The sequence below is a fragment of the Pseudomonas muyukensis genome, from assembly GCF_019139535.1.
GTDB lineage: Bacteria > Pseudomonadota > Gammaproteobacteria > Pseudomonadales > Pseudomonadaceae > Aquipseudomonas > Aquipseudomonas muyukensis.
Genome location: NZ_CP077073.1, coordinates 3,639,367 through 3,663,408, shown reverse-complemented (window position 1 = coordinate 3,663,408; position 24,042 = coordinate 3,639,367). Strand labels below are relative to the sequence as shown.

The window sequence follows — 24,042 nt, the reverse complement described above, 5'->3', positions numbered from 1 at the left end:
TAACCATCCACGAGAGGAGGCTTCTCATGAAAAAGATCCAAGGTATTTACCGCAGCCCCCACGCCCATTGGGTGGGTGACGGTTTCCCGGTACGCAGCCTGTTCACCTACGACAACCTGGCCCGCCATATCAGCCCGTTCCTGCTGCTGGACTATGCCGGTCCTCACGATTTCACGCCCACCAGCGCCCGTCGTGGCGTCGGCCAGCACCCGCACCGTGGCTTCGAGACCGTGACCATCGTCTACCAGGGCGAGCTGGAACACCGCGACTCCACCGGCGCCGGCGGGCTGATCGGCCCGGGCGACGTGCAATGGATGACCGCCGCCGGCGGCATCCTCCACGAGGAGTTCCATTCGCCGGCCTTCGCCAAGCGTGGCGGCACGCTGGAAATGGTCCAGCTGTGGGTCAACCTGCCAGCCAAGGACAAACGCGCCGCCGCCGGCTACCAGACCCTGCTGGCCAAAGACATAGCGCTGGTGAACCTGGAAGGCGGGGCGGGCAGCCTGCGGGTGATCGCCGGGCGCTACCTGGATCACCAGGGCCCGGCCCGGACCTTCACCGACATGGACGTGTGGGACCTGCGCCTGAAGGCCGGTGCCTCGCTGCAACTGCCCGTTGCCGCCGGCCGCACTGCCGCGTTGGTGGTATTGCGCGGCAACCTGCGGGTCAATGACCAGCGCGAAGCCGGCCCGGCCAGCCTGGTGCTGTTGGAGCGTGACGGCGAGGACCTGCGCATCGAGGCGCTGGAGGATGTCAGCGTGCTGCTGCTCAGCGGCGAGCCGATCGACGAGCCGATCGTCGGCTACGGCCCGTTCGTGATGAACAGCCAGGCGGAAATTGCCGAGTCGTTCGACGACTTCCAGGCCGGACGCTTCGGCCAGATGGGCGGCGCCGAGCATGGCGCCCGGCACTGACCACAGGTAGAGCCCAATCGCCGGCAAGCCGGCGATTGTTTTTTTAGGTTACAGCTGCTCCGGCAGCACCGCGATCACATCGATCTCCATCAGCCATTCGGCCTGGGCCAGGCCTGCCACCACCAGCCCGGTGGAAATCGGGAACACCCCCTTCAACCACTTGCCGACCTCCTTGTACACCGGCTCGCGAAAGCGCGGATCGGTGATGTAGGTGGTGGTCTTGACGATATGCGACAGGTCCGAGCCTGCCTCTTCGAGCAACTGCTTGACGTTCTTCATCGCCTGCTCGGCCTGGGCCCGCGGGTCGCCCAAGCCCACCAGGCGCCCCTCGAAATCGGTGCCGACCTGGCCACGCACGTAGATGGTGTTGCCGGCCCTGACGGCCTGGCACAGGTCGTTGTCCAGGGTCTGGTTGGGGTAGGTGGCCTTGGTGTTGAACATGCGGATGCGGGTATGGGTAGGCATCAGTGGGCTCCGAAGGTGCTGACGTTGCTGATCGAGGAAGGCTGTTCGGCGCCGGCACGCTGTTCGCGGTCGCGGTAGGCCAGGTAGGTGCGTTGGGTGGCGATATGCCCGGCGACATGCTTGGCGTCGTGCCACACCCCCCAGATGAACGACGAGCCACGGCGCGACAACCAGGGCAGGCCGAGGAAGTACACGCCTGGCTCCTTGGATACCCCGCGCTGGTGCTGCGGCTTGCCGTTGGCGTCGAAGGTGTCGACCTGCAGCCAGCTGAAGTCGACGCCATAACCGGTGGCCCAGATGATGGTGCCGACCTTGGCCTGGGCCAGGTCGAGTTCGCGCAGGGGCTGGGTGAGGCAAGCCGGGTCGGGCAGGCGTTTGCGCGCCTCGGGCTCCTCGGGCAGGTCCAGGCCGTTGCGCGCGACATAGGCGTCGGCCGCGTCCAGCAGGGCCAGGTAGTTCTCGTCGCCACGCTGGATATTCTTGGCCAGGTTGTCCTGGAAGCGCGCCACGCCGCCGTCGAACGACTGGGTCAGGCCGACCAGGGTCATGCCCTGGTGGGCGAGGGCGCGAAAGTCCACGGTGTGCCCGCCGCGGGCGCCGGACACGGCGATGGTCACGTGCTCGCGACCGGGCTTGGCGATCTCGGCGTCCCATTCGCCGAGCACCCCCAGCCACCAGCAGAAGTCGCGGTTGCGGTAGCTGCGCGGTGGTCGGTCATGGGCGCCCACCGACAGGTACACCTGGCGTCCGGCGCGCAGCAGCTCCTCGGCGATCTGCACGCCGGAGGAGCCGGCGCCGACCACCAGCACCGCGCCTTCGGGCAACTGTTCAGGGTTGTAGTAGGCGGCGGAGTGAAGCTGGTGCAGGCGTGGATCCTGCGGGGCGATGGCCGGGATCACCGGGCGCTGGAACGGGCCGGTGGCGGCCACCACGCGGTTGGCATGGATCACGCCCTGGTTGGTGTCGATGGTGAAGCCCGGGCGGTCGCTGTTGCGCAGCACGCGCTTGACCTCGACCCCGGTGCGCACCGGCAGGTTGTACTTGCGCACGTACTGCTCGAAGTAGTCCGCGACCTGCTCCTTGCCGGCGAAGGCGTCGGGGTCGAGGTCGAATGCCAGCCCGGGGAAGCGGTCGTGCCAGGCTGGGCCGTTGGCCACCAGCGAATCCCAGCGCCCGCTGCGCCAGGCTTCGGCGATGCGCTTGCGCTCCAGCACCAGGTGCGGCACGCCGAGCTTGCTCAGGTGTTCGCTCATGGCCACGCCGGCCTGGCCGGCGCCGACCACGAGGGTGTCGATTTCAAGATTGTTCAATGTCATGTCCCAGCCCTTCTTCAGCGGCGTTCTTGTTCAGGTCGGTGTTGCCTGGAGCCAGACTAGGGATGGGCCGGCAATCGCGAAAATAGTATTTAGCTGGGGCTTGTCGATAAATTGGCGAAGGCCGCGCCTACACCGGGGGCATGTGCAGGTGCCTTAGTTTTTTCCTGCCCAGTGCCGAGGAAAATGTTGGTTTCGCCGCTGCCGGGGGCCGCTGAGAATGCCGGTAAACCCCAACAGGAGCTGCACCCATGACCTTCTCCATCATCGGCCGCTGCCAGGAAACCGGCCAACTGGGCATCGCCATCAGTTCATCGAGCATCGCCGTCGGTGCCCGCTGCCCCTGGGTGCGGGCCGGGGTCGGCGCGGTGGCCACCCAGAACATCACCCTGCCGGCCCTCGGCCCACAGATCCTCGACGCCCTGGAACACGGCCAGCTGCCGCCTGCCGCCGCCCTGGACCGGGTACTCAGCGCCAACGGCTGGAGCGAATACCGCCAGGTCACGGTGATCGACAGCCAGGGCCAGGTGGCGCTGTTCACCGGCAAGCGGGCCTTGGGCGTGCACAACGCCGTGGCTGGCGAACACTGTGTGGCGGCGGGCAACCTGTTGTCCTCGCCGGCGGTGATCGAGGCCATGCTGGGCGCGTTCGAACAGGCTAGCGGCCACCTGGCCGAGCGCCTGCTGGCGGCGATGCACGCGGCCATGGCCGCCGGTGGCGAAGCAGGGCCGGTGCACTCGGCGGCGCTGAAGATCGCCGGTGAGCTGACCTGGCCCTTGGTGGATCTGCGCGTGGACTGGATCGAGCACGATCCGATCGCCGAGCTGGACCGCCTGTGGCAGGCCTACCGGCCGCAGATGCAGGACTATGTGACCCGCGCCCTGGACCCGACCGCAGCGCCGAGCTACGGGGTAGCGGGCGATGAATGAGCCATGCAGCAGGGCGTTGCTGGCGCGCTTGGTCGGGTTCGCCACGGTCAGCCGCGACTCCAACCTGGAGCTGATCGCCTTCATTCGCGATTACCTGGCCGGGCTGGGCGTTGCCAGCGAGCTGTTCCTCAACGAGGAGGGCACCAAGGCCAACCTGTTCGCCACCATCGGCCCGAGCGAGCGTGGCGGCGTGGTGCTGTCCGGGCACACCGACGTGGTGCCGGTGGACGGCCAGGCCTGGAGCGTCGCGCCGTTCCAGCTCAGCGAATGCGACGGCCGCCTGTATGGCCGTGGCACCGCCGACATGAAAGGCTTCATCGCCGCGGTGCTGGCCGCGGTGCCGGCTTTTCTGGCGCAACCGCTGGCGATGCCGGTGCACCTGGCGTTTTCCTATGACGAGGAAGTGGGGTGCCTGGGGGTGCGCTCGATGCTGGCCGCCCTGGCGCAGCGGCCGCACAAGCCGCGCCTGTGCCTGATCGGCGAGCCCACCGAACTCAAGCCGGTGCTCGGCCACAAAGGCAAACTGGCGATGCGCTGCCAGGTGCAGGGCGCGGCTTGTCACTCGGCCTATGCGCCCTATGGCGTGAATGCCATCGAGTACGCCGGGCGGCTGATCGGCAAGCTGGGTGAGATCGCTGACGAGCTGGCGCGCCCCGAGCACCACGACGCGCGCTTCGACCCGCCGTTTTCCACGGTCCAGACCGGCGTCATCCAGGGTGGCAGGGCGCTGAACATCGTGCCTGAAGAATGCGCGTTCGACTTCGAGGTACGTGCCTTGCCCGGCTTCGAAGCCCAGGTCGTGGCCGACCGGCTGCACACCTACGCCGAAGCCGAACTGTTGCCGCGCATGCGGGCAGTCAACGCCGCCAGTGCCATTCGCCTGCAGCCGTTGAGCGCCTACCCGGGCCTGGCGACCGCGCCCGACAGCGAGGCGGCGCGGCTGGTGGCGTTGCTCAGTGGCTCGGATGACTTCGCCACCGTGGCCTTTGGCACCGAAGGCGGCCTGTTCGACCAGGCCGGCATCCCCACCGTGGTCTGCGGCCCGGGCAGCATGGCGCAAGGGCACAAGCCAGATGAGTTCGTCAGTGTCGAGCAGTTGCAGGGCTGTGACGCGATGCTGCGGCGCTTGGCCGAGTACCTCAGGCAGGCTTGAACTCGCGGGGCGTCAGAACGTCGCCTTGACCTGCAAGCCGAACACCAAGGCATTGTCGATGTCCTGCGCGCTAAACGCCCCAGGCTCGACAATGTACTGCACGTCCGGACGCAGGTTCAGCCAGGACGTGGCCTGGTAGCCATAGCTGAGCTCGAGCAATTGCTCGGCGCTGTCCAGGCTGGGCAAGCCTTGCCCGGCCTCGAGCGCCGCCGCTTGCAGCACATCGCGGCTGCGCGGGTTGGGTACCGCGCGCCCGTAGCCGAACGCCAGGGTATCGCGCGGGCGAGCCGCGAACGGCTGGTACAGCACCACGCCGGCGCCGTACCAGCGGGTGAAGGGCGAGGCGGCCTGGCTCGATGCCGAGTACTGGCCAAAGGCATGCAGGCTGCGCCCAGGCGATGCCGGGTCGTGCCACAGCGCCTGGTCGACCAGCAGGTAGTGGCCGCCGCGGCCGGCGACGTGCTTGTCGCTGCCGATGCGCTGCACGTTGGAACTGTCGTAGTAGTAGCCGAGCTTGAATTCGCCCGGCAGCGCGCCCTGGCGCTTGTACACCAGCTCCAGCGGCAGCACGGTGCCGGTGGTGTGCTTGGGCCCCAGGTGCCAGGCGCGGCTGGCATTGCCGTTGCTCGCGGGGTCGACGTTGAACGCCGCCAGCCGTAGCTGCCAGGCCGGCGCCAGGTCGTACTTGAGGCGGGCGCCGAGGTGGGCGTTGGGGTAGTTGCTCCAGCCGCTGCCGCCGGACATGTTCAGCGGATGGCCGCAGAACCCGGCGTTCATGAAGTTGCACAGGATGCCGCTGTCCAGGCCACCGAGGTCGTTGCCCATGGCCATGTAGCCGAGCTTGAGGTTCAGCGCCGGGGTGAGGTTGCGCGCGTAGCTGAGCTCGGTCAGGCGGGTATACAGGCCGCCGTAGTTTTCCTGGATCGGCAGACGGTTGCCGACCAGGTCTTCGGAGGCGCTGTTGCCGCGGCGGTCGTTGACGCTCAACTGGACTTGGCCGGCATCGTCCAGGCCGTACAGCTTCGCCAGGTCGAACTGCACGCCGAGCTTGATGTTCTGCGCATAGCGGGCTGAGCGGTGCAGGCCGCCGTGGGCGTTGTAGGCGGTCTCGCCGCTGTAGTCGCCGGTGAAGGTGATGCCGTCGGCTTGCAGGCGCTGGCGCAGGCCGCCCCAGTCGCCGGTGAGGGTAGTGGCGTCGGCCAGGGCGGTGGTGCTGCTCAGGGTCAGGAGCAGGGCGGGGGTGATGCGGGGTACGAAGCGCATTGCAAAATTCTCGGAACTGCTGAAGGCCATGGCGCGCCAGGCGCGCTCCTGTTGGGCCTCGTGCAAGGCCTGCGGGAGCGCGCCTGGCGCGTGCGGGAGCGCGATGCTTACGGCAGGGCGTAGGCCATCACATAATCGCCACGGTCGCTCGACTGACGCGCGCCGCCGGCGCTGATCACCACGTACTGCTTGCCGGTTTTCGGCGACACGTAGGTCATCGGCCCGCCCTGGCTGCCCACCGGCAGGCGGGCCTTCCAGATCTCATTGCCGTTGCCGCTGTCGTAGGCGCGCAGGTAGAAGTCCTGGGTACCGGCGATGAACACCAGGCCGCCCTGGGTCGACAGGGTGCCGCCGAGGGTCGGCAGGCCGATCTTGATCGGCAGGTGCATGCGGATGCCGAGCGGGCCGGTGTCCTCGACGGTGCCCACCGGCACCTGCCAGGCAATCTGCCGGGTGTGCATGTCGATGGCGGTCAGGGTGCCGTAGGGCGGCGCCTGGCAGGGGATGCCGGCCACCGACAGGAAGCGGTTCTTGTTCACCGCGTACGGCGTGCCCTTGAGCGGCACGGCGCCCATGCCGGTATTCAGCGCCTCGCCACCGGAGGCGGCGTCGCCCTGGTTCTGCGACGGCACCATCTGGATCCACAGGCCCAGGCGCATGTCGTTGACGAAGATGAAACCGTGCACCGGGTCGGTGGACAGGCTGCCCCAGTTCATGCCGCCCAGCGAGCCAGGGAAGCTCAGCGACAGGTCGGTGCCGGGCGCGGTATACAGGCCGTCGTAGCGCATCTTCTTGAAATCGATGCGGCACAGCAGCTGGTCGTAAGGGGTCGCGCCCCACATGTCCGCCTCGGTCAGGGTCTGCGCGCCAATTTGCGGCATGCCCACCGATTTCGGCTGGGTCGGGGAATAGGGTTCATGGGGGATGTTGCTCGGCTTGACCGGCACTTCGTCGACTTGGGTCAGCGGCTTGCCGGTGGCACGGTCGAGCACGTAGAGCTGCCCGGCCTTGGTGCCGATCACCACGGCTGGCACGGTCTTGCCGTCATCGCCGGTGAAGTCGATCAGGCTCGGCTGCATCGGCAGGTCGAAGTCCCAGAGGTCGTTGTGCACGGTCTGGTACACCCATTGCTGGTTGCCGGTGGTGGCGTCCAGGGCCAGCACCGAGGCGCCGTAGGTGTGGTCCAGGGCGTTGCGTTCGACACCGTAGATGTCGGTGGACGAGGAGCCCATCGGCAGGAACAGGGTGTTCATCGCCGGGTCGTAGGACATCGGCGCCCAGCTGTTCGGCGTGCTGCGCACGTAGGTGGCGTCGCCCTGCGGGGCGTTGCGCTGTTGCGGGTTGCCCGGGTCGAAGGCCCAGCGCATGGCCCCACTGATCACGTCGAAGCCACGGATCACGCCACCGGGCATGTCGGTCTGGACGTTGTCGGCGACGCGCCCGCCGACCACCACGGTGGTGCCGGCCATCAGCGGCGCGGACGACAATTGATAGTAAGAGTCCGGCACATTGCCCAGGCCAGCCTTGAGGTCGACCTGGCCGTTGTGGCCGAAGCCCTGGCAGAACGCGCCGGTGTCGGCGTCGACGGCGATCAGGCGGCCGTCGATGGTGTTGGTCAGCAGGCGTCGCTGGCAGTTGGCGCTGGGCGCCACGTGGGCCACGGTGACTGGCGAGCTGCCCGGCTGGGTCGGTTGCGCCAGGGGGGCACTGGCGTCGAAGTAGGCCATGCCGCGGCAGCGCTGCCAGACCTTGGACTGGGCGTTGATCGGATTTTTCCAGAGCTCGCGGCCGCTGTCGGCGTCCAGGGCGATCAGGTTGTTGTGCGGGGTGCAGATGAACACCTTGTCGCCGACCTGCAAGGGGGTGAGCTGGTCCTCGGCGCCGTTGCCGTCGCTGATGGCCACGTCACCGGTGTGGTAGGTCCAGGCCACCTGGAGCTTGTCGACGTTGCCACGGTTGATCTGGTCCAGTGCGGCGAAGCGGCTGCCACCTTCGCTGTTGCCGTAGTGGGCCCAGTTCTGCTGCGCCTTGCCCGGCGCTACCGGGGTCAGGCCCGGGCCCTTGCCGTTGGCGGCGACGCTGGGGTGGGCGACGAACATGTTGCCGGCGGCGATGGCCAGCCCCACGGCCAGCACGCCGGCCAGGCCATAGGCAGCGCGCGCCTGGCGCCGCACCAGCTGTGGGTAGGCCAGCGCGACCACCAGGCCGATCGCGGTGAACATGAACAGGCGCGAGAACAGCGGCCAGAACACCAGGCCCGTGTCGGCCAGCGCCCAGGCCAGGGTGCCGAGCAGGAACAGGGCGTACAGCCAGGCCCCAGCCGGCTTGCGCCGGGCGATGAGGATGCCGGCGATGGTCATGGCCAGGCCGCCGACCAGGAAGTACCAGGAGCCGCCCAGGCCGGCCAGCGTGACACCGCCAGCAGCCAGGAGCAGGCCGAGCAGGGCGATGACCACGCCAAGGCCGACCAGGATGAATGTGGAGGCGCCAGGGGCGCGGGGGGTGTGTTTCATGCCAGGGATCTCGCAGGTGGAATGCGCGGCAGTGTAAGCCCTTAGCAAGCTAATTAACAAGTTAGTACATTTTTAGGGGTTCCATCCGCCCCCGTGTCGTCTGCTTCGCGAGCAAGGCTGGCAGGACGCAGCCGGTGCCATCCACCGCGTTGCTTGGTTCGCCAGCAAGCTGGCTACGGGCGGGCAGGCCGCAGACGGCGTAGGAGCCGGCTTGTAGTGGTCCAGTTTTTTTGGACCACGACGTAGGAGCTTTTAGGCCGCCAGCTCCTCAAAAGTAGCTGGTGGCAGATCGTTCGAAGCGTAGTGACAGCGGTGATGGTTGTAGTGAGCAATAAACTCCATCACATCTTTCTCCGCCTCTCTGTGATTTGTATAACCATCCTCCGGTACCCAGTCCTGCTTCAACGTCCTGAAGTAGCGTTCTACAACGGCGTTATCCCAGCAATTGGCTCGTCGGCTCATGCTCTGCACGATACTCTTTTCAGCCAAATACCCTACAAAACGATCAGAGGTGTACTGACACCCCTGGTCAGAATGAAACATCAATCCAGAACCCGGTTTGCGCAGGGCAACAGCTAACCGCAAGGCCCGGAGCGAGAGATCGGTATCAGCTGTTTTCGAACAGGCCCAACCCACGATCCGGCGGGAAAACAGGTCCATCACCACTGCCATGTACAGCCAGCGTCCACCTGCCCGTATGTAGGTGATATCTCCCGCCCACCGCACGTTGGGATGCACGGGGTTGAAGCGGCGATCCAGGAGATTGGCAGCTGTAGGGGCTGGTTTCGTGGCTCGCCGATAATGCGCGTAGCGCGGGCGTTTCCAGTGCAGATCCAGCCTCTTCATCAAGCTACGCATGCGATAGCGCCCGACCGCGAACCCTTTTTTTCGCAGTTCCTTGGAAAAACCTCGACTACCCAAAGCACCGCGAAATGTCCTGTGCAATTGGCGTATTTCCTTTTCCAAGCGTCGCTCAATGGGCTTGATCAGCCGAGGCTTACGGCTCGCGTAGTGACTGCTACGTGGCACGCTCAGAAGTCGACACAAATGACGCGTGGACAGTCGACCCTTGAGCCGTGCGATCACTTTCTTCGGCAGAACAGTGCCCTCAGATGAGAGGGCAACTGCTTTTTTAGAACGTCGTTCTCGGCCTCCAGCAGCTCTAGTCTGGCCTTCAGTGAATCAATGAGTTCCTGGTCTTGAGGCCGAGTCGTTTGCGTGGCTCCTTCATGCTCCTTGCGCCATGCTCGAACCCAGCGTCGCAGGGCTGTAGGCCCTATTCCCATCTGCTCACATGCCTTGGGCACGGAGTAGTTCATTTCCACGACCAAGCGAACAGCTTCGGCCTTTTCTTCAGCAGGAACGTTACGAAAACCCATGATGCGTCCTTAGGTTGATGCTCCTACATCATGGTCCAAAAACATTGAGCCACAACAGCTTGCCGGCGAACACCGGCGCAGCCGGTGCCAGCCACCGCAGCGCCTGCTTCGCCAGCAAGGCTGGCTCCTACGGGCGGGCAGGCCGCAGACGGCGTAGGAGCCGGCCTTGCCGGCGAACACCGGCGCAGCCGGTGCCATCCACCGCGGCGCCTGCCTCGCCAGCAAGCTCCTACGGGCGGGCAGGCCGCAGACGGCGTAGGAGCCGGCTTGCCGGCGAACACCGGCATAGCCGGTGCCATCCACCGCGGCGCCTGCTTCGCCAGCAAGCTGGCTACGGGCGGGCAGGCCGCAGACGGCGTAGGAGCCGGCCTTGCCGGCGAACACCGGCGCAGCCGGTGCCAGCCACTGCGGCGCCTGCCTCGCCAAGCACGCTCCTACAGTTGCAAGCCTTCCAGCAAACAGCGCAGCGCTGCTTTCACCCGCTCGGCGGCCTGTTGCGGATCGTCCTGGGCAACCACCCACATCCCGCTGTCGCCCATCGCGCCGTTGATCAAATGGGCCATGGCCACGGCATCGAACGCCCGCAACCGCCCGGCCTGCTGCAACTCCACCAGGCCCTGGACCATCGGCCCGATGTAGCTGGCTTCCTCCAGCTCGCGCAACCGCGGGCCGAGCACGGCCGGGGCGTCCTGCAGCAGGATCCGCCGCAAGGCCGGGTCGTGCAGCAGGTCGTAGTAGTGCAGGCAGGTGTCGATGTAGCCCTCCCACGGGTCGGTATGGCTGTCGTAGCGGGCATCCAGGGCCTGGTTGATCGCGTCCAGCAGGTGCTGGACTACGGCGCTGAACAGCCCGGCCTTGCCGCCGAAATGGTGGTGCAGGGCGCCACGCGTCAGGCCGACCTCGGCGCACAGGTCGTCCATGACCACGGCAGCGAAGCCCTTTTCGGCGAACTGGCGGCGGGCGGCGGCAATCAGCCGTTCGGTGGTGTCGGCGCTCATGGCGGCGCGGCTGCGGCGAGGGGCGGGCATGGGAACTCCAAGGCGAAAGCGATGCAGCGCAAATTAGCATACGTTGCGTATGTCAATAAATGGCATTAGCATACGCAGCGTATGTCAATTGGAGGTTGTGACGGTGACTGCCCGTGTTTCATCGACCCCGGTGGCCTGGCTGGGCGAACTGCCCGGCCTGCTGCGCCTGGCCTTGCCCCTGGTGCTGGGCTTGTCGGCCGCCGAGCTGATCAGCCTGACCGACACCGTGCTGCTGGCATCGCTGGGCACCGTGGTACTGGCCTGTGTCGCCCTGACCAGCAGCGCCGGGCTGATTTTCCACGCAGGCTTGTACGGCATGCTCGCGACCCTGAGTGTGCGCGTCGGCCATGCCCATGGCGCCGATGACCCGGCTGATGTGGCGCGCACCTTGCGTAGCGGGCTTGGCTACGGCCTGCTGGTCGGCAGCCTCGGCTGCCTGGTGATGCTCGCCAGCTTGCCGCTGCTGCAATGGCTGGGCGTGCCGCTGCCTGATGTGGCGCTGTTGACGCCGTACTGGCAGGCCATGGCGCTGTTCCTGATCCCCTATTGCCTGGCGGTGGTGTTCAAGGACGTGCTGGAGGCCATCGGCCGGCCGTGGGTGGCTGTGCTGCTGGTGATGAGCGCGGTGCTGTTCAATATCCCGCTGAGCTATGGCCTGATCCATGGTCATTTCGGCCTGCCGGCCCTGGGCCTGGTCGGGGCGGGGATCGCCGGGGTGATCGCCGAGTCGTTGGCGGTCGCCTTGGCCCTGGCCTACTGGTGCCTGGCGCCCTCGCTGGCACGCTACCGCCTGGCGCCCCAGGGGCCGCACCTGGGCTGGAAGACCTTGCTCGGCGAGGGCTGGCCATTGGGCCTGGGCTACCTGGCCGAGGCCGGCGCGGTGGTGATCGCCGCCTGGATGCTCGGCTGGCTGGGCAACGCGGCCCTGGCGGCCAATCAGGTGGTGCAGTCGATCGGCGCGCTGCTGTACATGCTGCCGCTGGGCATGGCGGCGGCGGTGAGCATCCGCATCAGCCAGGCCCAGGGCCGTGGCCAGACCACGCGCATCCGCGCCATCGGCAGCGCCACCTTCATCAGCGTCACGGCCTGGATGCTGGTGGCCACGGTGCTGCTGGCGCTGTTTGGCCGGCGCATCGCCGAGGCCATGAGCGACGACCCGCAGGTGATCGCCATCGCCGTGCCGATGTTCGTGGTGGTCGCCGCCATGCAAGTGGCCGACGGCTTGCAGTCCACCGCGCTGGGGGCCCTGCGCGGCTTGCAGGATTACCGCTGGCCGGTGGGGGTGACGATGGTCAGCTACTGGTTGCTGGCGCTGCCGCTGAGCTACTGGCTGGCGTTCCATTCGGCGCTGGGCGCGGTAGGGGTGTGGGTCGGCTTTGCCAGCGGCCTGACGGTGGCGGCGCTGCTGCTGCCCTGGCGCTTCTACCAGCTGCAGCGGCCGGCGCCGCGCGGTGCTGCGCTTCAGGCGCGATAGAACACCGCCAGCCACACCGTCGCCACGCCGGGTTCGGTCCAGGCCACCCGGTGGCGGCAGTGGGCGGGGATGTCCAGGTGATCGCCAGCGCGCAGCACGCGAGGCAGGTTTTCATGCGCCAACTGCAGCCCGGCGCTGCCGCTGAGCAGCACCACCCATTCGCCTTCGTCCTGGTCGTACCAGAAGCCGGGCGGGCTGGCCTGGCCAGTGGAAACGATGCGCTCGATGCGCACGCCCGGGCGTTCGAGCAGGGTGCTCAATTGCTCCTCGGCCTGGGCGTCCAGGGGCGGCAGGGCGGTGAACAGGTTGCCAGGCATGAAGACCTCCATGGAGTTGATTGCACGGCAAGATTGTAGGAAGGTTCCCGGCTTTGCCCCAGGGAAAGTGCAATGGACAAGCTGCTGGCGATCAAGGCGTTCATGGCCACTGTCGAGGCCCGGGGGTTTTCCGCCGCCGCGCGCAAGCTCGGCGTGGCGACCTCGTCGGTGTCGCGGTTGGTCGACGCCCTGGAGCAGGACCTGGGCGCCAGCCTGTTCAATCGCTCGACCCGCCAGGTGAGCCTGACCGAAGCCGGTGCCGGTTACTACCAGCGTGCGCGGGATATCGTCGAGGCCCTGGCCGATGCCGATGCCAGCGTCGCCGACCGTGGCGAGGCGCCGGTGGGGGTGCTGCGCCTGTGCCTGCCGGTGGAGTTCGGGCGGCGGGTGATCGCCCCGCACCTGGGCGCGTTTCTGGCGCGCCACCCGGGGCTGGAGCTGGACATCGACCTGAGCGATCGCTTCGACGACCTGCTCGAGGGTCGCTACGACCTGACCATCCGCCTCGGCGAGCCTGCCCCCAGCGACGAACTGGTGTGCCGCCGCTTGGGGCATTTCCAGCGTTGGCTGGTGGCCAGCCCGGCTTACCTGGCGGCGCGGGCGCCCTTGCAGCAGCCGCAACAACTGGCCGATTGCGCCTGCCTGCGCTTTCGCTACGGCCAGGCTGCCCGGCCCTGGCGGCTGCGCCAGGGGCAGCAGACCCTGGAGCTGAATGTCGCCGGGCCCCTGCGCAGCGCCAACGCCGACCTGTTGCGCGAGGCCGCCATTGCCGGCAGTGGCGTCGCGCTGCTGGCCGACTGGCTGGTGCGCGGCGATGTCGAGGCCGGGCGCCTGCACCGCCTGTTCGCCGACTGGGAGGTCAGCCCCGGCATCGCCAGCACCGGGATCAATGCCTTGTACCTGCCCAACCACCGCGGTTCGCGGCGAGTGATGGCGTTCGTGGCGTTCTGCGAGGCACTGCTGGCAGGCTGAACCGTTGCGCGCTGCGCAAAAGCCCGTTGCGCAGGCGGTGGATTCTCGCCCGGGGGCGGGCACGGCACTATGCGCGCACTTTCCGTCGTTTGCGAGGCATTGCCCCATGCATCCTTCCCTGGCTGTCGCCCAGCCCTCGGTCCCCGGTCTGAGCCGGGCCCTGGTGATCCTGCTGGCGTTCTGCTGCGGCGCCATCGTCGCCAATATCTACTACGCGCAACCCATCGTCGGGCTGATCGCCCCGGACCTGGGCCTGTCCGGCGAGCGTGCCAGCCTGATCGTGTCCCTGACCCAGCTGGGCTATGCCCTGGGCCTGTTGCTGCTGGTGCCGTTGGCCGACTTGCTGGAAAACCGCCGGCTGATGGTCGCCACCGCGCTACTGGCCACGCTCAGTCTCTTGTTGGCCGGCACCCGTGGCCACGGCCAGGGGGCTGCGTTCCTGGCCTATGCCGGGTTGATCGGTTTCAGCTCGGTGTCGGTGCAGATGCTGATTCCCCTGGCGGCGCACCTGGCCCCCGAGCAGCAGCGCGGGCGGGTGGTGGGCAACATCATGGGCGGTTTGCTGCTGGGTATCCTGCTGGCGCGTCCGCTGTCGAGCCTGGTGGCCGATCACTTCGGCTGGCGCGTGGTGTTCATCGGCGCCGCCGGGGTGATGCTGGCGATCATCCTGCTGCTGGCGCTGACCCTGCCGCGCCGGGTGCCTGAGCACAAGGCCAGCTACGCCGGGCTGATGCGCTCGCTGCTGGTGCTGCTGCGCCGCTATCCGCTGCTGCGCCAGCGGGCGTTGTACCAGGCGCTGATGTTCGCCGCCTTCAGCCTGTACTGGACCGCCGTGCCCTTGGCGCTGGCGCAGGAACATGGCCTGAGCCAGAGCCAGATTGCCCTGTTCGCCCTGGTCGGGGCGGTGGGCGCGGTGGCGGCGCCGCTGGCCGGGCGCCTGGCCGATGCCGGGCATGGGCGGCGGGCGTCGCTGCTGGCGATGGGCTTGGCGCCGCTGGCGCTGGTGATTGGTGTCAGCGCGCCGGGCATGAGCGTGATTGGCCTGGGGCTGACCGGGGTGCTGCTGGATTTCACGGTGCAGATGAACATGGTGATCGGCCAGCGCGAGGTCTATGCGCTGGACCCGGCCAGCCGCGGGCGGCTCAATGCGCTGTACATGACCAGCATCTTCCTCGGCGGGGCCGTGGGCTCGGCGCTGGCCAGCGGGGTATACGCGCAGTTCGGCTGGGGCGGCGTGGCGCTGCTGGGGGCGGGGTTGCCGGCGGTGGCGCTGGCGGTGTTCCTGCTGGTCGCGGATGGGCGAGGCCGTTGAGCGACAGGGCCTTGCGCGAGCGGGCCGGTCACGTCCGGCTAACGCCCCAGTGGCAAGGCCACGCCGATTACCGCGAACAATCCCCCGCAACAACGGTTGAAGCCCCGGCCACCCTTGGCCAGCCACGGGCGAATACGAAACGCCAGGCGCGCCAGCAGGTATTCGACCAGGCACTCGACGCTGGCGAAGGTCGCCGCCATCACCACGAACTGCAGCAGCAAGCCACGCTGCGGGTCGATGAACTGAGGCAGGAAGGCGCCGTAGAACAACAGCACCTTGGGGTTGGCCATGGCCGACAGGCAGCCCTGGCGGAACAGCCCGGCATTGCTCAACCGGGCGCTGCCCTGGGGCTGCTCCAGGTGCAGCGCCGGGCTGCGCCACAACTGGATGCCCAGCCACAGCAGATAGGCCCCGCCCAGCCACTTGAGCACGCCCAGCAGCGAGGCCGAGGCTTGCAGCAGGGCGCTCAGGCCGAACATGGTCAGGGCGATCAGGGCGCTGAAACCGAACACCCCGCCAACAATGGTGAACAGCGTTCGCCGGGCACCGTATAGCGCGCCGTGGGTCAGGGCCAGCAGGCTGTTGGGGCCGGGGGTCAGCGACAGGCCAATGCTGGCCAGCAGGTAGATGAGCCAGGTGTCGAGTGCCATGCCTAGGTGCCTTTAACCAATTCAGGGCGCCAGTGTAGGGCACAGTGTTGCAATGGGCGGGTATTATCTGGACATTCAACGGTTCTATCTGGACGCCCGATGACACCCGACCTACGCTTGCTGATCCTGCCCTTGCCGGCGTTCGCGCTGCTGCCCTTTGGCGGTTTTCTCGACAAATTGCGGTTTTCGGCCGATGACGAGGACTACAGCCGCCAGCGCTACTGCAGTTGGCGCATCCTCGGGCTCGATGCCACCCCGGTGGAATCGAGCAGTGGCGCGGTGGTGCAGGTGGAGCTGACCGCGCAACAGCTGGACTGGAGCGACTTCGATTACCTGGTGCTGTTCGGTGGGCGCAATGCCGCGGCCACCGCGGCGCTGGCCCCGCGCTACAAACCTTTGCTGCGCCAGGCGGTGAAGGCGGGGGTGAAGCTGGTGAGCATCGACAACGCGGCGTTCCTGCTGGCCGCCTGCGGTTTGCTGGAGGGCCACAAGGTGGTGCTGCACTGGCGCCACGAGGCCGAGTTTCGCGCGTCGTTCCCGCAGCTACAGGTGCTGACCGAGCAGTTGTACTGCTTCGATGGCGCGCGCATCAGTTGTGCCGGCGGCACCGCCGCCATCGACCTGGCGGTGGCCCTGATCGCCCAGTCCAGTGGCCGGGCCCGGGCGCTCAAGGGCCTGGCCGACATGCTGGTGGACGAGAGCCGCGACAGCCGCCATGCCCTGCGTTCGCTGGAGGCAGGGCCGGAGCAGGCGCGCGCGGTGCAACGGGCAAGCGCGCTGATGCGCCATCACCTGGCGGCGCCAGTGACCATCGAGGCCTTGGCCGCCGAGCTGGGTATCAGTCGGCGCCAGCTCGACCGCCAGTTCCAGGCCAGTCATGGCATGAGTGCCAAGGCCTGGTGGCTGGAGATGCGCTTGCAGCAGGCGCGCTGGCGGCTGCTCAACTCCAGCCACAGCCTGGCGCAGATCGCCGATGAAGTGGGCATGGGCGACGCCAGTTACCTGGGCAAGTGGGTGCGGCGGCGCTTTGGCTGCACGGCGCAGGCGTTGCGCAGGTCGTGAGATCGCGGCGGTGCGCCTCCATGGCCATGCTGCCACAGGGGGTGTGCATGGCAGGCGGATCTTTCGTGCCCTACTGCGGCGTACCGAACAACCCCGTCCAGTAGATGCCGGCATCGCTCTTCGGGTCCACGGCATAGGCCGCGCCCAGTTCACGGAAGTCCGGGTTCATCAGGGTGGCGCAATGCCCAGGGCTGGCCAGCCAGCCATCGACCACCTTGCGCGCGGTGTCGCGCCCGGCGGCGATGTTCTCGCCGATCTGCCGGTACAGGTAGCCGGCCAGCTCCGCGCGGTCGCCTGGGGTGCGGCCGTCGCGGTCGATATGGTCGAAGAAGTTCTGGTTGGCCATGTTGCGCGTGTGGGTGGCGGCGACCCCGGCCAGGGTCGTGCTCCAGGTCAGGGCCGGGGCGGCCGGGTAGGGCTGGCCGCCGCACTGGCGCGGCAGGTTGCGCGCGGCGTTGACTTCCTGCAGCAGCTTCTGGCCTTCGGCCTGCCAGTCGCCCAGACGACCGCTGAGCAGTGGCCGGGCCAGGACGATGCGCCAGTCGCGGCCTTCCTGGCTGACGCCGATATCGACGAACTGCGGGTCGAGCACCACCTGGCAGAAGCTTTCCTCGACGGCCTTCATCGCCGCCTTGGCGTCGCGCGGGCCAGACAGGCTGATGGCTTGCACGTTGACCATGGGGTAGGCGGCGCGGGTCATGGCCTGCTGCAGGTCGCGGGTGCCTTCCGGCGACAGCGCCAGGCGCGTGTCGCTGTTGAGCGGCGGCAGTTCCAGCGAGGCTTCGCCAGCGCAGCGCTGGGCCTGGCTGCGGTAACGGTTGATCGTATCGATCAGTTGCGCTTCTTCGCCGGTGAAGGCCTGGGCGCCGCTGCTGGCGAGCAGGCCCAGCGTCAGGCCGAAGAGGCAGGCAACGGATGGGACGCGCATGTGGATCTCCCTGTAACTGGCAGCGTCGGGTCTGCGCTGCTCATCCTACACAAGCGCGCGGCGTTTGGCCCGGCGTTGTGCGATGCGTGAAAACGCCCGGCAATCGATTGCGAGCGGCAAAAGAGGGAGTAGACCGTGGGTAATCGGGAAAGTGCGATTTGCCATGGCTCAATGGGCCAACGCCGGGTTCGGCCGGTAGAACAGGAAGTGCCGGGTTTCGGCGCTCTTGCGGTAGGCCTTGGCCCAGTCGGGCTTGACGTTGCGGTCATGGAAGTACAGCGCGCCGCCGGTAGGATCCTTGAGTTGCTGGTTGAGCGCCTTGCGCGCGATTTCCTTGGCCACGGCATAGCGCTCGGCTTCCTCCACCTGGTCGGGGCGCCCGTCGCACCACCAGGAAAACTGGCAGCTCTTGCTTTCCACGCCTTGCTTGACCACCGCGCAGATGCTGTTGGGGAAGCCGTCGTGCCCCAGGCGGTTGAGCACCACGCTGGCCACCGCGCGCATGTCCCGGTCATCGGCGCCCTTGGCTTCCCAGTAAATAGTGCGGGCCAGGCAGGTGATGCTGTCGTCCATCGGTGCCTGGCCGGCCGGGTCGACGGCCTGTACCTCGCTGGGTTTCAGGGTTTCCTGCGGCTTTGGCGGCGGCGCGTCTTCGACCACCTTTTCTTCGAGTGCTTGCGCCTTGTCTTCGGCGATCGCTGCCTTGGGGCTGTCGGCGGCATGGAGCAGGGGGCTGGCGAGCAGTGACAGGCCGAACAGTATCCAGGCAGGGGGCATGGTCGCGCTTCCTTGGGGAGGGCTGAGCTGAGTCTAGCCAAACGGCGTCAACCCAGCGCCAGGCTCAGCACCAACGGCAGGGTCGCGGCGCCAAGCACGGTCTGCAAAGCGATGATGGTCGCCATCAGCGGCGCGTTGCCGCCCATCTGGCGGGCCATCACATAGGAAGACGAGGCGGTGGGCAGCGCCTGGAACAGCACCGCCACCACCGCCGCCTGGCCGCCCAGGCCGAGCAGGCGGCACAGGCCCCAGGTGGTCAGCGGCATGACCAGGAACTTGAACAGCGAGGCCGCCAGCAGTGGCTTGACCTGTTGCCCCAGGCGCGCGCCACCCAGGGCTGCGCCGACACACAGCAAGCCCAGCGGCAAGGCGGCCTGGCCCAGGGCCTTGACCGTCGGCTCCAGCCCCGCTGGCAGCCCCAGGCCGCTCACCCGCAGCAGCAGGCCGCCGGCGCAACCGACGATCAGTGGATTGGCGAAGATTGCCCTGAGCACCGTGGCCGGCGAGCTGTGGCGGGCGCTGAAACGGGCGAACACCAGCACGCAGAGCAGGTTCACCAGGGGCACGATGGCGGCGTTGGCCACCGCCGCCAGGGCGATCCCGGCGCTGCCGTAGAGGCCGGCGGCAAGGGTGGCGCCGATATAGTTGTTGAAGCGCACGCCGCCCTGGAACACCGAGGTGAAATCGGCGCCGTCATGGCTTGCCGCGCCCTGGTAGAGCAGCAGCAACAGGGCGCCGAGCAGGGTCGAGAGCATCAGCACGCCGACCATGCCCAGCACCGGCACGCCGTCGAGGTTGGCGCTGGCCAGGCCATGCAGGAACAGCGAGGGCAACAGCACGTAGTAGCTCAGGCGCTCGGCGCCAGGCCAGAAGTTCTCGGCGACAAAGCCGCGGACCTGCAGCCAGGTGCCCAGGGCGATGAGCAGGATGATCGGGACCAGGGTGGTCAGCAGCAGGTGGAGCATGGCGGGCAGTCCGTGAACGGGTACCGGCACAGGGTAGCGGAGGGCAGTGCACAGAAAAAACGGTGTTTTCTGCAGCGACTGTTGAGAAAAACTGCATTGTTGCTGGGGCCGCGTTGCGCCCCTTTCGCCGCCAAGCCGGCTCCTGCAGGCAGCGCGTGCTGGCGAAACAGCCGCTAGGCCTCCAGCGCCGTTTTCAGCACCGCGCTCAAATGCCTGCGCTGGCTCTTCTCGTGTTCGAGCAGCACCATGCGCCGGGTCAGTTGAGGCTCGCCGAAGGGCAGCACGCTGGCTGCCGGCAGGCGGGCCAGGTCGTCGTCGCTCATGGGGATGATCGCCACCCCCAGGCCCATGGCGGCCATGCGCGCCAGCGCTTCCTGGCTGTCCAGTTCCATTTGCTCGCTGACTTGCAGGCGCTGGCGGCGCAGCTCCTGCTCGATCTGCCGACCGGCCCAGGCACGCTTGTCGAAGCGCAGGAACGGCTGGCTGGCGAGCAACGCGGGCAGGCTCTGCCCAGCCAGCTCGGCGCTGGCGATGGCCCAGAAGCGGTCTTCGAACAAGGGCACGTAGTGCAGGCTCTGCGGATAGGGGCTGACCGGCTCGGTGGTGATGGCCGCGTCCAGCTCGCCATCCTCGACCCGCCGCGCCAGCTCCGCCGACATGCCGGAGACCACGCTGACATGCAGTTGCGGGTGGTGCGCCTTGATCCACACCAGCGCCCGCGGCAGGCGCCGGGCCAGCACTGTGTGGATGGCACCGATGCGCAGCCGGCCGCGCAGGGCCGGGCCGCTGGCCAGGGTGTCGGCCAGTTCGTCGTAGGCGGCAAGAATCCCCTCGGCGCGAGCCACGGCCAACTGGCCGGCCTCGGTGAGCACCACTTGCCGACGGCTGCGGTCGAACAAGGCCACCTGCAGTTCGTCCTCGAGGGTCTTGATATGCAGGCTCACGGCCGACGGGGTCAGGCTCAGCAGGTCGGCGGCACGGGCGAAGGTGCCGTGGCGGGCGATGGTGACCAGGGTGCGCAGGGCTTTGAGGGACACGCGAGGCAGGCTCCGGTGGCTGGCATGGCGGACACGATACGCGAATACCTGGCTCAGCGCCTGGGCTGCCCGTAGGCCTGGCTGATGCGGTCGATGACCATGGCCAGGGCGACGATCGCCAGGCCCGCCTCGACGCCCTGGCCGACATTGAGGGTCTGGATCCCGGCCAGCACGTCTTCACCCAGCCCGCGGGCGCCGATCATCGAGGCCACCACCACCATCGACAGGGCCATCATCACCGACTGGTTGAGCCCGGCCATGATGCTCGGCAGCGCCAGGGGCAGGGCGATGCGCCGCAGCCGCTGCCAGCGCCCGGCGCCCAGGCCATGGGCGGCCTGCAGCAGTGACGGGTCGATCTGTGCCAGGCCCAGCTGGGTCAGGCGCACCAGGGGCGGCAGGGCGTAGATCAGGGTGGCGAATACCGCCGGCACCTTGCCCAGGCCGAACAGCATCAGCACCGGGATCAGGTAGACGAAGGCCGGCAGCGTCTGCATCACGTCGAGCACCGGCAGCAGCAGGCGCCGGGCCAACGGGCGGGTGGCCAGGACAATGCCCAACGGTACGCCGAGCAGCACGCACAGGCCGGTGCTCACCAGTACCAGGGCCAGGGTCTGCAACAGCTTGTCCCACAGCCCCAGCACGCCGATCAACGTCAGCAGCGCGGTCAGCCCCAGGGCCCTGGCCAGGCTGCGGCTGGCGTGCCAGGCGAGCAGGCCGACCAGCAGCAACAGCAACCACCAGGGCAGGGCGCGCAGCAGGTTCTCCAGCCCCACCAGTAGCTGCAGCAACTGATCGGAGAGGCTGCGCAGGTGATCGCCGTAATGCAGCACCAGCCAATCGACCAGGCGGTTGACCACCGGCGCGAACGAGAACTGCAAGGCTTCGGGAAAGCTACCGCTCACAGGCCGGCCTCGACCTTGGCCGCGTTTTCGGCCGGCAGCCAGGCCTTCCAGACCTGCGGGTTGTCGCGCAGGAAGGCGATAGCCGCTTCACGGGGTTTTTGCCGAGTTTCGTTCATGTGGGCCAGGGCCTTGTTCAGGGTGGCGATGGGCAGGTCGACCTTCTCGAACACGGCAACCAGTTGCGGGTAGTTATCGCGAAACGCCTTCGACACGCCGATGGACAGTTTGGCCGGCAGTGAGCGGCTGCCCTGGGGCTGGGGGTTGGCGGCATCGCTCAGGGTGGCCCAGGCGGCGGCGTCGAACGGCGGCTCTTCAAGCCGAACCAGCTGGTAGCGGCCCATCAGCGGCGTTGGGCTCCAGTAATAGAACAGCACCGGTTGGCCGCGACGGATGGCCGAGGTGATCTCGGCGTCGAGGGCGGCGCCGGAGCCACTGCGAAAGTTGTTGTACAGCCCGTCCAGGCCATAGGCCTTGAGCTTCTGGCTGTTGACGGTCTCGGAGGTCCAGCCGCTGGGGCTGTTGAGGAAACGGCCCTTGCCGGGGGCTTCGGGGTCCTTGAACACCTCGGGGTAGCGCTTGAGGTCATCGACGCTACGCAGGTCCGGGGCCAGGGGTTTCAGGTTGCGTGCAGGATCACCCTTGATCACGTAGGCCGGTACCCACCAGCCTTCCTCGGCGTTTTTTACCGTGTCGCCCAGGGCGAATACCTGGCCGGCCTGTTCGGCCTTGACCCAGGCCGGGCTGCGCCCGGCCCATTCCTCGGCGATCACCTGCAGGTCGTTGCGCGCCAGGGCCACCTCCATGCTGACCGTGCTGCCGGGCAGGGTGTCGGTGCTGAAGCCGTAGCCGTGCTCGACGATCAGGCGCAGGATCTCGGTGGTCAGCGCGCCGCTTTCCCAGGTGATGGCACCGAAATGCAGGGTGGCGTTCGGCTCGGCGGCGGCGGCGGAGTCGGTGCTGGCCATGCCGAAGGCCAGCAGCAGGCCGGCCAGCAGGGTGGGGACTTTCTTCATGTGGGCCTCGTCGGGTACCGGTCCTTGTGTGCCGGCACAAGTGTAGACGACGAGGCCTTGGCGCCGGGGCCGGGGGCTTGATCCCCTGGCGCCGGTCGCGTCGGTGTTCGCCGGCAGGCGCCAGGCCGGCGCGCAAATGACGCGATTGTAATCTCGCCTTCACCTTCCCGTTATCCGCCAGCGGCGAGCATCAGCCTCGGCCCAGGGGCTGGGGATGCCGGCATCTGGCACACCGCGCCAAGGCCCGACAACAAGAACAGCCACACTACGAGGCGCACCGGATGACCGACAAATCCATCCTTTCCCTGGCCACCCTGGTGGCCCTGGCCGGCTTCGGGCCTGGTGCCTGGGCCGATCCGGCGCAGGCCGAAGGCTTCATCGAAGGCAGCCGCCTGAGCCTGCTCAACCGCAATTTCTACTTCAACCGCGACCACCGCGACGGCCCGGCGCCGACCTACAACAGTGGCAAGGCTGGCGACAACGGTTATTCCGAAGCCTGGGCCCATGCGCTGATCAGCCGTTTCGAATCGGGCTTCACCCAGGGCACCGTGGGCGTTGGCGTGGATGCCTTCGCCATGCTGGGCCTGAAACTCGACAGCGGGGGCGGGCGCAACGGCGGGCGCAGTTCGTTCGACGTGCTGCCGGTGGACCGCGATGGCCGGGCCCGCGACGAATACACCAAGCTCGGTGGCGCGGCCAAGGTGCGCCTGTTCGACACGCTAGTGCGGGTGGGCGACGTGTTCCCGCTCAACCCGGTGGTGGCTGCCGGCGACTCGCGCCTGTTGCCCGAGAGTTTTCGCGGCTTGACCGTGGAAAACACCAGCCTGCGGGGCCTGACCCTGCAGGCCGGGCGCCTGCACGCGATGAGCCAGCCGATGTCCAGCGACTTGCGCGACAATTTCGTGACCTTCTACGGCGGCCCGGTGGACGCGCCATGGATCGCCTACGGCGGTGGCGACTACGCGCTCAATGAGCATGTCAGTGTCAGCCTGTTCGGCAGCCGCCTGAAGGATGTGTGGAACCAGTACTACGCCGGCACCAGCATCACCTGGCCGCTGGGCGACGAACTGGCGCTGCTGGGCGGTTTCAACTTCTACAACGCCAAGGACGAGGGGCGCCAGCGCCTGGGGCAGTTCGACAACGACATCTGGAGTGCCAGGCTGGGCGTGCGCTATGGCGCGCACACCTTGGCCCTGAGCCATCAGCGCAACAACGGCGACGACGACTTCGACTACCTGCGCCAGTCCGACTCGATCTTCCTCGACAACTCCATCCAGTACAGCGACTTCAACTCGCCCAAGGAGCGTTCGTGGATGCTGCGCTACGACCTGAACCTGGCCGCCTACGGCGTGCCGGGCCTGTCGTTGATGACCCGCTACGGGCGTGGCAGCGATGCCGACTACAGCAACGCCAACGCCTACTACATGCGCCGCGACGGCAACGGCGCCCCGCTCACCGGGCAGCAACGCTGGGAGCGCGATATCGAGGTCAAGTACGTGGTGCAGACCGGCGCGGCCAAGGACCTGTCGCTGCGGGTGCGTCAGGCCACCACCCGTGCCACGGCCTTCGAGTCGGACCTGGACGAGGTGCGGCTGATCGTCGAGTACCCGTTGTCGATTCTCTGATAGACCCGGATTCACCTTGAGAAGCCCGTGAGCTCCTTTGGTTGCAGGTGA

At 67.6% G+C, this 24,042-nt stretch carries 23 protein-coding genes; 8 read left to right on the top strand and 15 right to left on the bottom strand.

Going from position 1 to position 24,042, the window contains the following annotated elements:
* The first annotated feature begins 26 nt into the window (after positions 1-26).
* Entirely contained in the window at positions 27-914 is an 888-nt protein-coding gene (locus KSS95_RS16375) for a pirin family protein (protein WP_217848117.1), read from the top strand.
* A 48-nt stretch (positions 915-962) separates the two neighbouring features.
* Here the strand turns inward: KSS95_RS16375 and KSS95_RS16370 are convergent, their stop codons facing one another.
* Positions 963-1,379 (bottom strand): RidA family protein, encoded by a 417-nt coding sequence (locus KSS95_RS16370; RefSeq protein WP_134689644.1) that lies wholly within the window; start codon positions 1,377-1,379, stop codon positions 963-965.
* Complete coding sequence (locus tag KSS95_RS16365; protein WP_217848116.1) at positions 1,379-2,695, bottom strand: flavin-containing monooxygenase; 1,317 nt, start codon at positions 2,693-2,695, stop codon at positions 1,379-1,381. Before KSS95_RS16365 ends, KSS95_RS16370 begins: the two co-directional genes overlap by 1 nt.
* 248 nt (positions 2,696-2,943) lie before the next feature.
* Here KSS95_RS16365 and KSS95_RS16360 point away from each other — a divergent pair, with 248 nt between their 5' ends.
* On the top strand, positions 2,944-3,621 hold the full coding sequence (locus KSS95_RS16360; protein WP_217848115.1) for a DUF1028 domain-containing protein: 678 nt from the start codon (positions 2,944-2,946) through the stop codon (positions 3,619-3,621).
* On the top strand, positions 3,614-4,774 hold the full coding sequence (gene argE / locus KSS95_RS16355; RefSeq protein ID WP_217848114.1) for an acetylornithine deacetylase: 1,161 nt from the start codon (positions 3,614-3,616) through the stop codon (positions 4,772-4,774). Before KSS95_RS16360 ends, argE begins: the two co-directional genes overlap by 8 nt.
* Before the next feature lie 12 nt (positions 4,775-4,786).
* On the opposite strand, the gene KSS95_RS16350 is transcribed toward argE, so the two are convergent.
* The 5 genes from KSS95_RS16350 to KSS95_RS16330 form a co-directional block, all read right to left on the bottom strand.
* Positions 4,787-6,037: a carbohydrate porin gene (locus KSS95_RS16350; RefSeq protein WP_217848113.1), complete on the bottom strand. Its 1,251-nt coding sequence runs from the start codon at positions 6,035-6,037 to the stop codon at positions 4,787-4,789.
* A gap of 107 nt (positions 6,038-6,144) precedes the next feature.
* Positions 6,145-8,550 carry a glucose/quinate/shikimate family membrane-bound PQQ-dependent dehydrogenase gene (locus KSS95_RS16345; RefSeq protein ID WP_217848112.1) on the bottom strand — a complete coding sequence of 802 codons (2,406 nt, stop codon included), beginning with the start codon at positions 8,548-8,550 and terminating at the stop codon, positions 6,145-6,147.
* Positions 8,551-8,802: 252 nt separating this feature from the next.
* Complete coding sequence (locus KSS95_RS16340; protein WP_217848111.1) at positions 8,803-9,636, bottom strand: IS3 family transposase; 834 nt, start codon at positions 9,634-9,636, stop codon at positions 8,803-8,805.
* Positions 9,633-9,929, bottom strand: coding sequence for a transposase (locus KSS95_RS16335; protein WP_217848110.1), 297 nt, complete (start codon positions 9,927-9,929; stop codon positions 9,633-9,635). The genes KSS95_RS16340 and KSS95_RS16335 overlap by 4 nt, the downstream gene beginning before the upstream one ends.
* Positions 9,930-10,363: 434 nt before the next feature.
* On the bottom strand, positions 10,364-10,957 hold the full coding sequence (locus KSS95_RS16330) for a TetR/AcrR family transcriptional regulator (protein ID WP_217848109.1): 594 nt from the start codon (positions 10,955-10,957) through the stop codon (positions 10,364-10,366).
* Positions 10,958-11,060: 103 nt separating this feature from the next.
* On the opposite strand from KSS95_RS16330, the gene KSS95_RS16325 reads away from it, so the two are divergent.
* Positions 11,061-12,431, top strand: a complete 1,371-nt coding sequence (locus KSS95_RS16325; protein ID WP_217848108.1) for an MATE family efflux transporter — start codon at positions 11,061-11,063, stop codon at positions 12,429-12,431.
* Here the strand turns inward: KSS95_RS16325 and KSS95_RS16320 are convergent.
* A complete protein-coding gene (locus tag KSS95_RS16320; RefSeq protein WP_217848107.1) occupies positions 12,419-12,748 on the bottom strand; it encodes a cupin domain-containing protein in 330 nt (109 codons plus the stop codon). The two genes, KSS95_RS16325 and KSS95_RS16320, sit on opposite strands and share 13 nt — an antisense overlap.
* Positions 12,749-12,820: 72 nt before the next feature.
* Here KSS95_RS16320 and KSS95_RS16315 point away from each other — a divergent pair, with 72 nt between their 5' ends.
* Entirely contained in the window at positions 12,821-13,720 is a 900-nt protein-coding gene (locus KSS95_RS16315) for a LysR family transcriptional regulator (RefSeq protein ID WP_217848106.1), read from the top strand.
* 106 nt (positions 13,721-13,826) lie between these two features.
* A complete protein-coding gene (locus KSS95_RS16310; RefSeq protein WP_217848105.1) occupies positions 13,827-15,032 on the top strand; it encodes an MFS transporter in 1,206 nt (401 codons plus the stop codon).
* 38 nt (positions 15,033-15,070) lie between these two features.
* Here the strand turns inward: KSS95_RS16310 and KSS95_RS16305 are convergent, their stop codons facing one another.
* Positions 15,071-15,682, bottom strand: a complete 612-nt coding sequence (locus KSS95_RS16305; RefSeq protein ID WP_217848104.1) for a LysE family translocator — start codon at positions 15,680-15,682, stop codon at positions 15,071-15,073.
* 99 nt (positions 15,683-15,781) lie between these two features.
* On the opposite strand from KSS95_RS16305, the gene KSS95_RS16300 reads away from it, so the two are divergent.
* The gene (locus KSS95_RS16300; protein WP_217848103.1) at positions 15,782-16,744 is read left to right on the top strand and encodes a GlxA family transcriptional regulator; all 963 of its coding nucleotides are present in this window, start codon (positions 15,782-15,784) and stop codon (positions 16,742-16,744) included.
* A 70-nt stretch (positions 16,745-16,814) separates the two neighbouring features.
* Here KSS95_RS16300 and KSS95_RS16295 read toward each other — a convergent pair whose 3' ends face one another.
* From KSS95_RS16295 to KSS95_RS16270, 6 genes are all read right to left on the bottom strand, one after another.
* A complete protein-coding gene (locus tag KSS95_RS16295; RefSeq protein ID WP_217848102.1) occupies positions 16,815-17,672 on the bottom strand; it encodes a CAP domain-containing protein in 858 nt (285 codons plus the stop codon).
* Between the two features lie 168 nt (positions 17,673-17,840).
* A complete protein-coding gene (locus KSS95_RS16290) occupies positions 17,841-18,449 on the bottom strand; it encodes a cell wall hydrolase (protein WP_217848101.1) in 609 nt (202 codons plus the stop codon).
* Between the two features lie 47 nt (positions 18,450-18,496).
* Positions 18,497-19,414 (bottom strand): AEC family transporter, encoded by a 918-nt coding sequence (locus KSS95_RS16285; protein ID WP_217848100.1) that lies wholly within the window; start codon positions 19,412-19,414, stop codon positions 18,497-18,499.
* A 173-nt stretch (positions 19,415-19,587) separates the two neighbouring features.
* The gene (locus KSS95_RS16280; RefSeq protein ID WP_217848099.1) at positions 19,588-20,451 is read right to left on the bottom strand and encodes a LysR family transcriptional regulator; all 864 of its coding nucleotides are present in this window, start codon (positions 20,449-20,451) and stop codon (positions 19,588-19,590) included.
* A 53-nt stretch (positions 20,452-20,504) separates the two neighbouring features.
* A complete protein-coding gene (locus KSS95_RS16275) occupies positions 20,505-21,353 on the bottom strand; it encodes an ABC transporter permease (RefSeq protein ID WP_217848098.1) in 849 nt (282 codons plus the stop codon).
* A complete protein-coding gene (locus tag KSS95_RS16270) occupies positions 21,350-22,366 on the bottom strand; it encodes an ABC transporter substrate-binding protein (protein WP_217848097.1) in 1,017 nt (338 codons plus the stop codon). The genes KSS95_RS16275 and KSS95_RS16270 overlap by 4 nt, the downstream gene beginning before the upstream one ends.
* A 281-nt stretch (positions 22,367-22,647) precedes the next feature.
* Between KSS95_RS16270 and KSS95_RS16265 the strand changes: the two genes are divergently transcribed.
* Positions 22,648-23,991, top strand: coding sequence for an OprD family porin (locus KSS95_RS16265; RefSeq protein ID WP_217848096.1), 1,344 nt, complete (start codon positions 22,648-22,650; stop codon positions 23,989-23,991).
* The last annotated feature ends 51 nt before the right edge of the window (positions 23,992-24,042 follow it).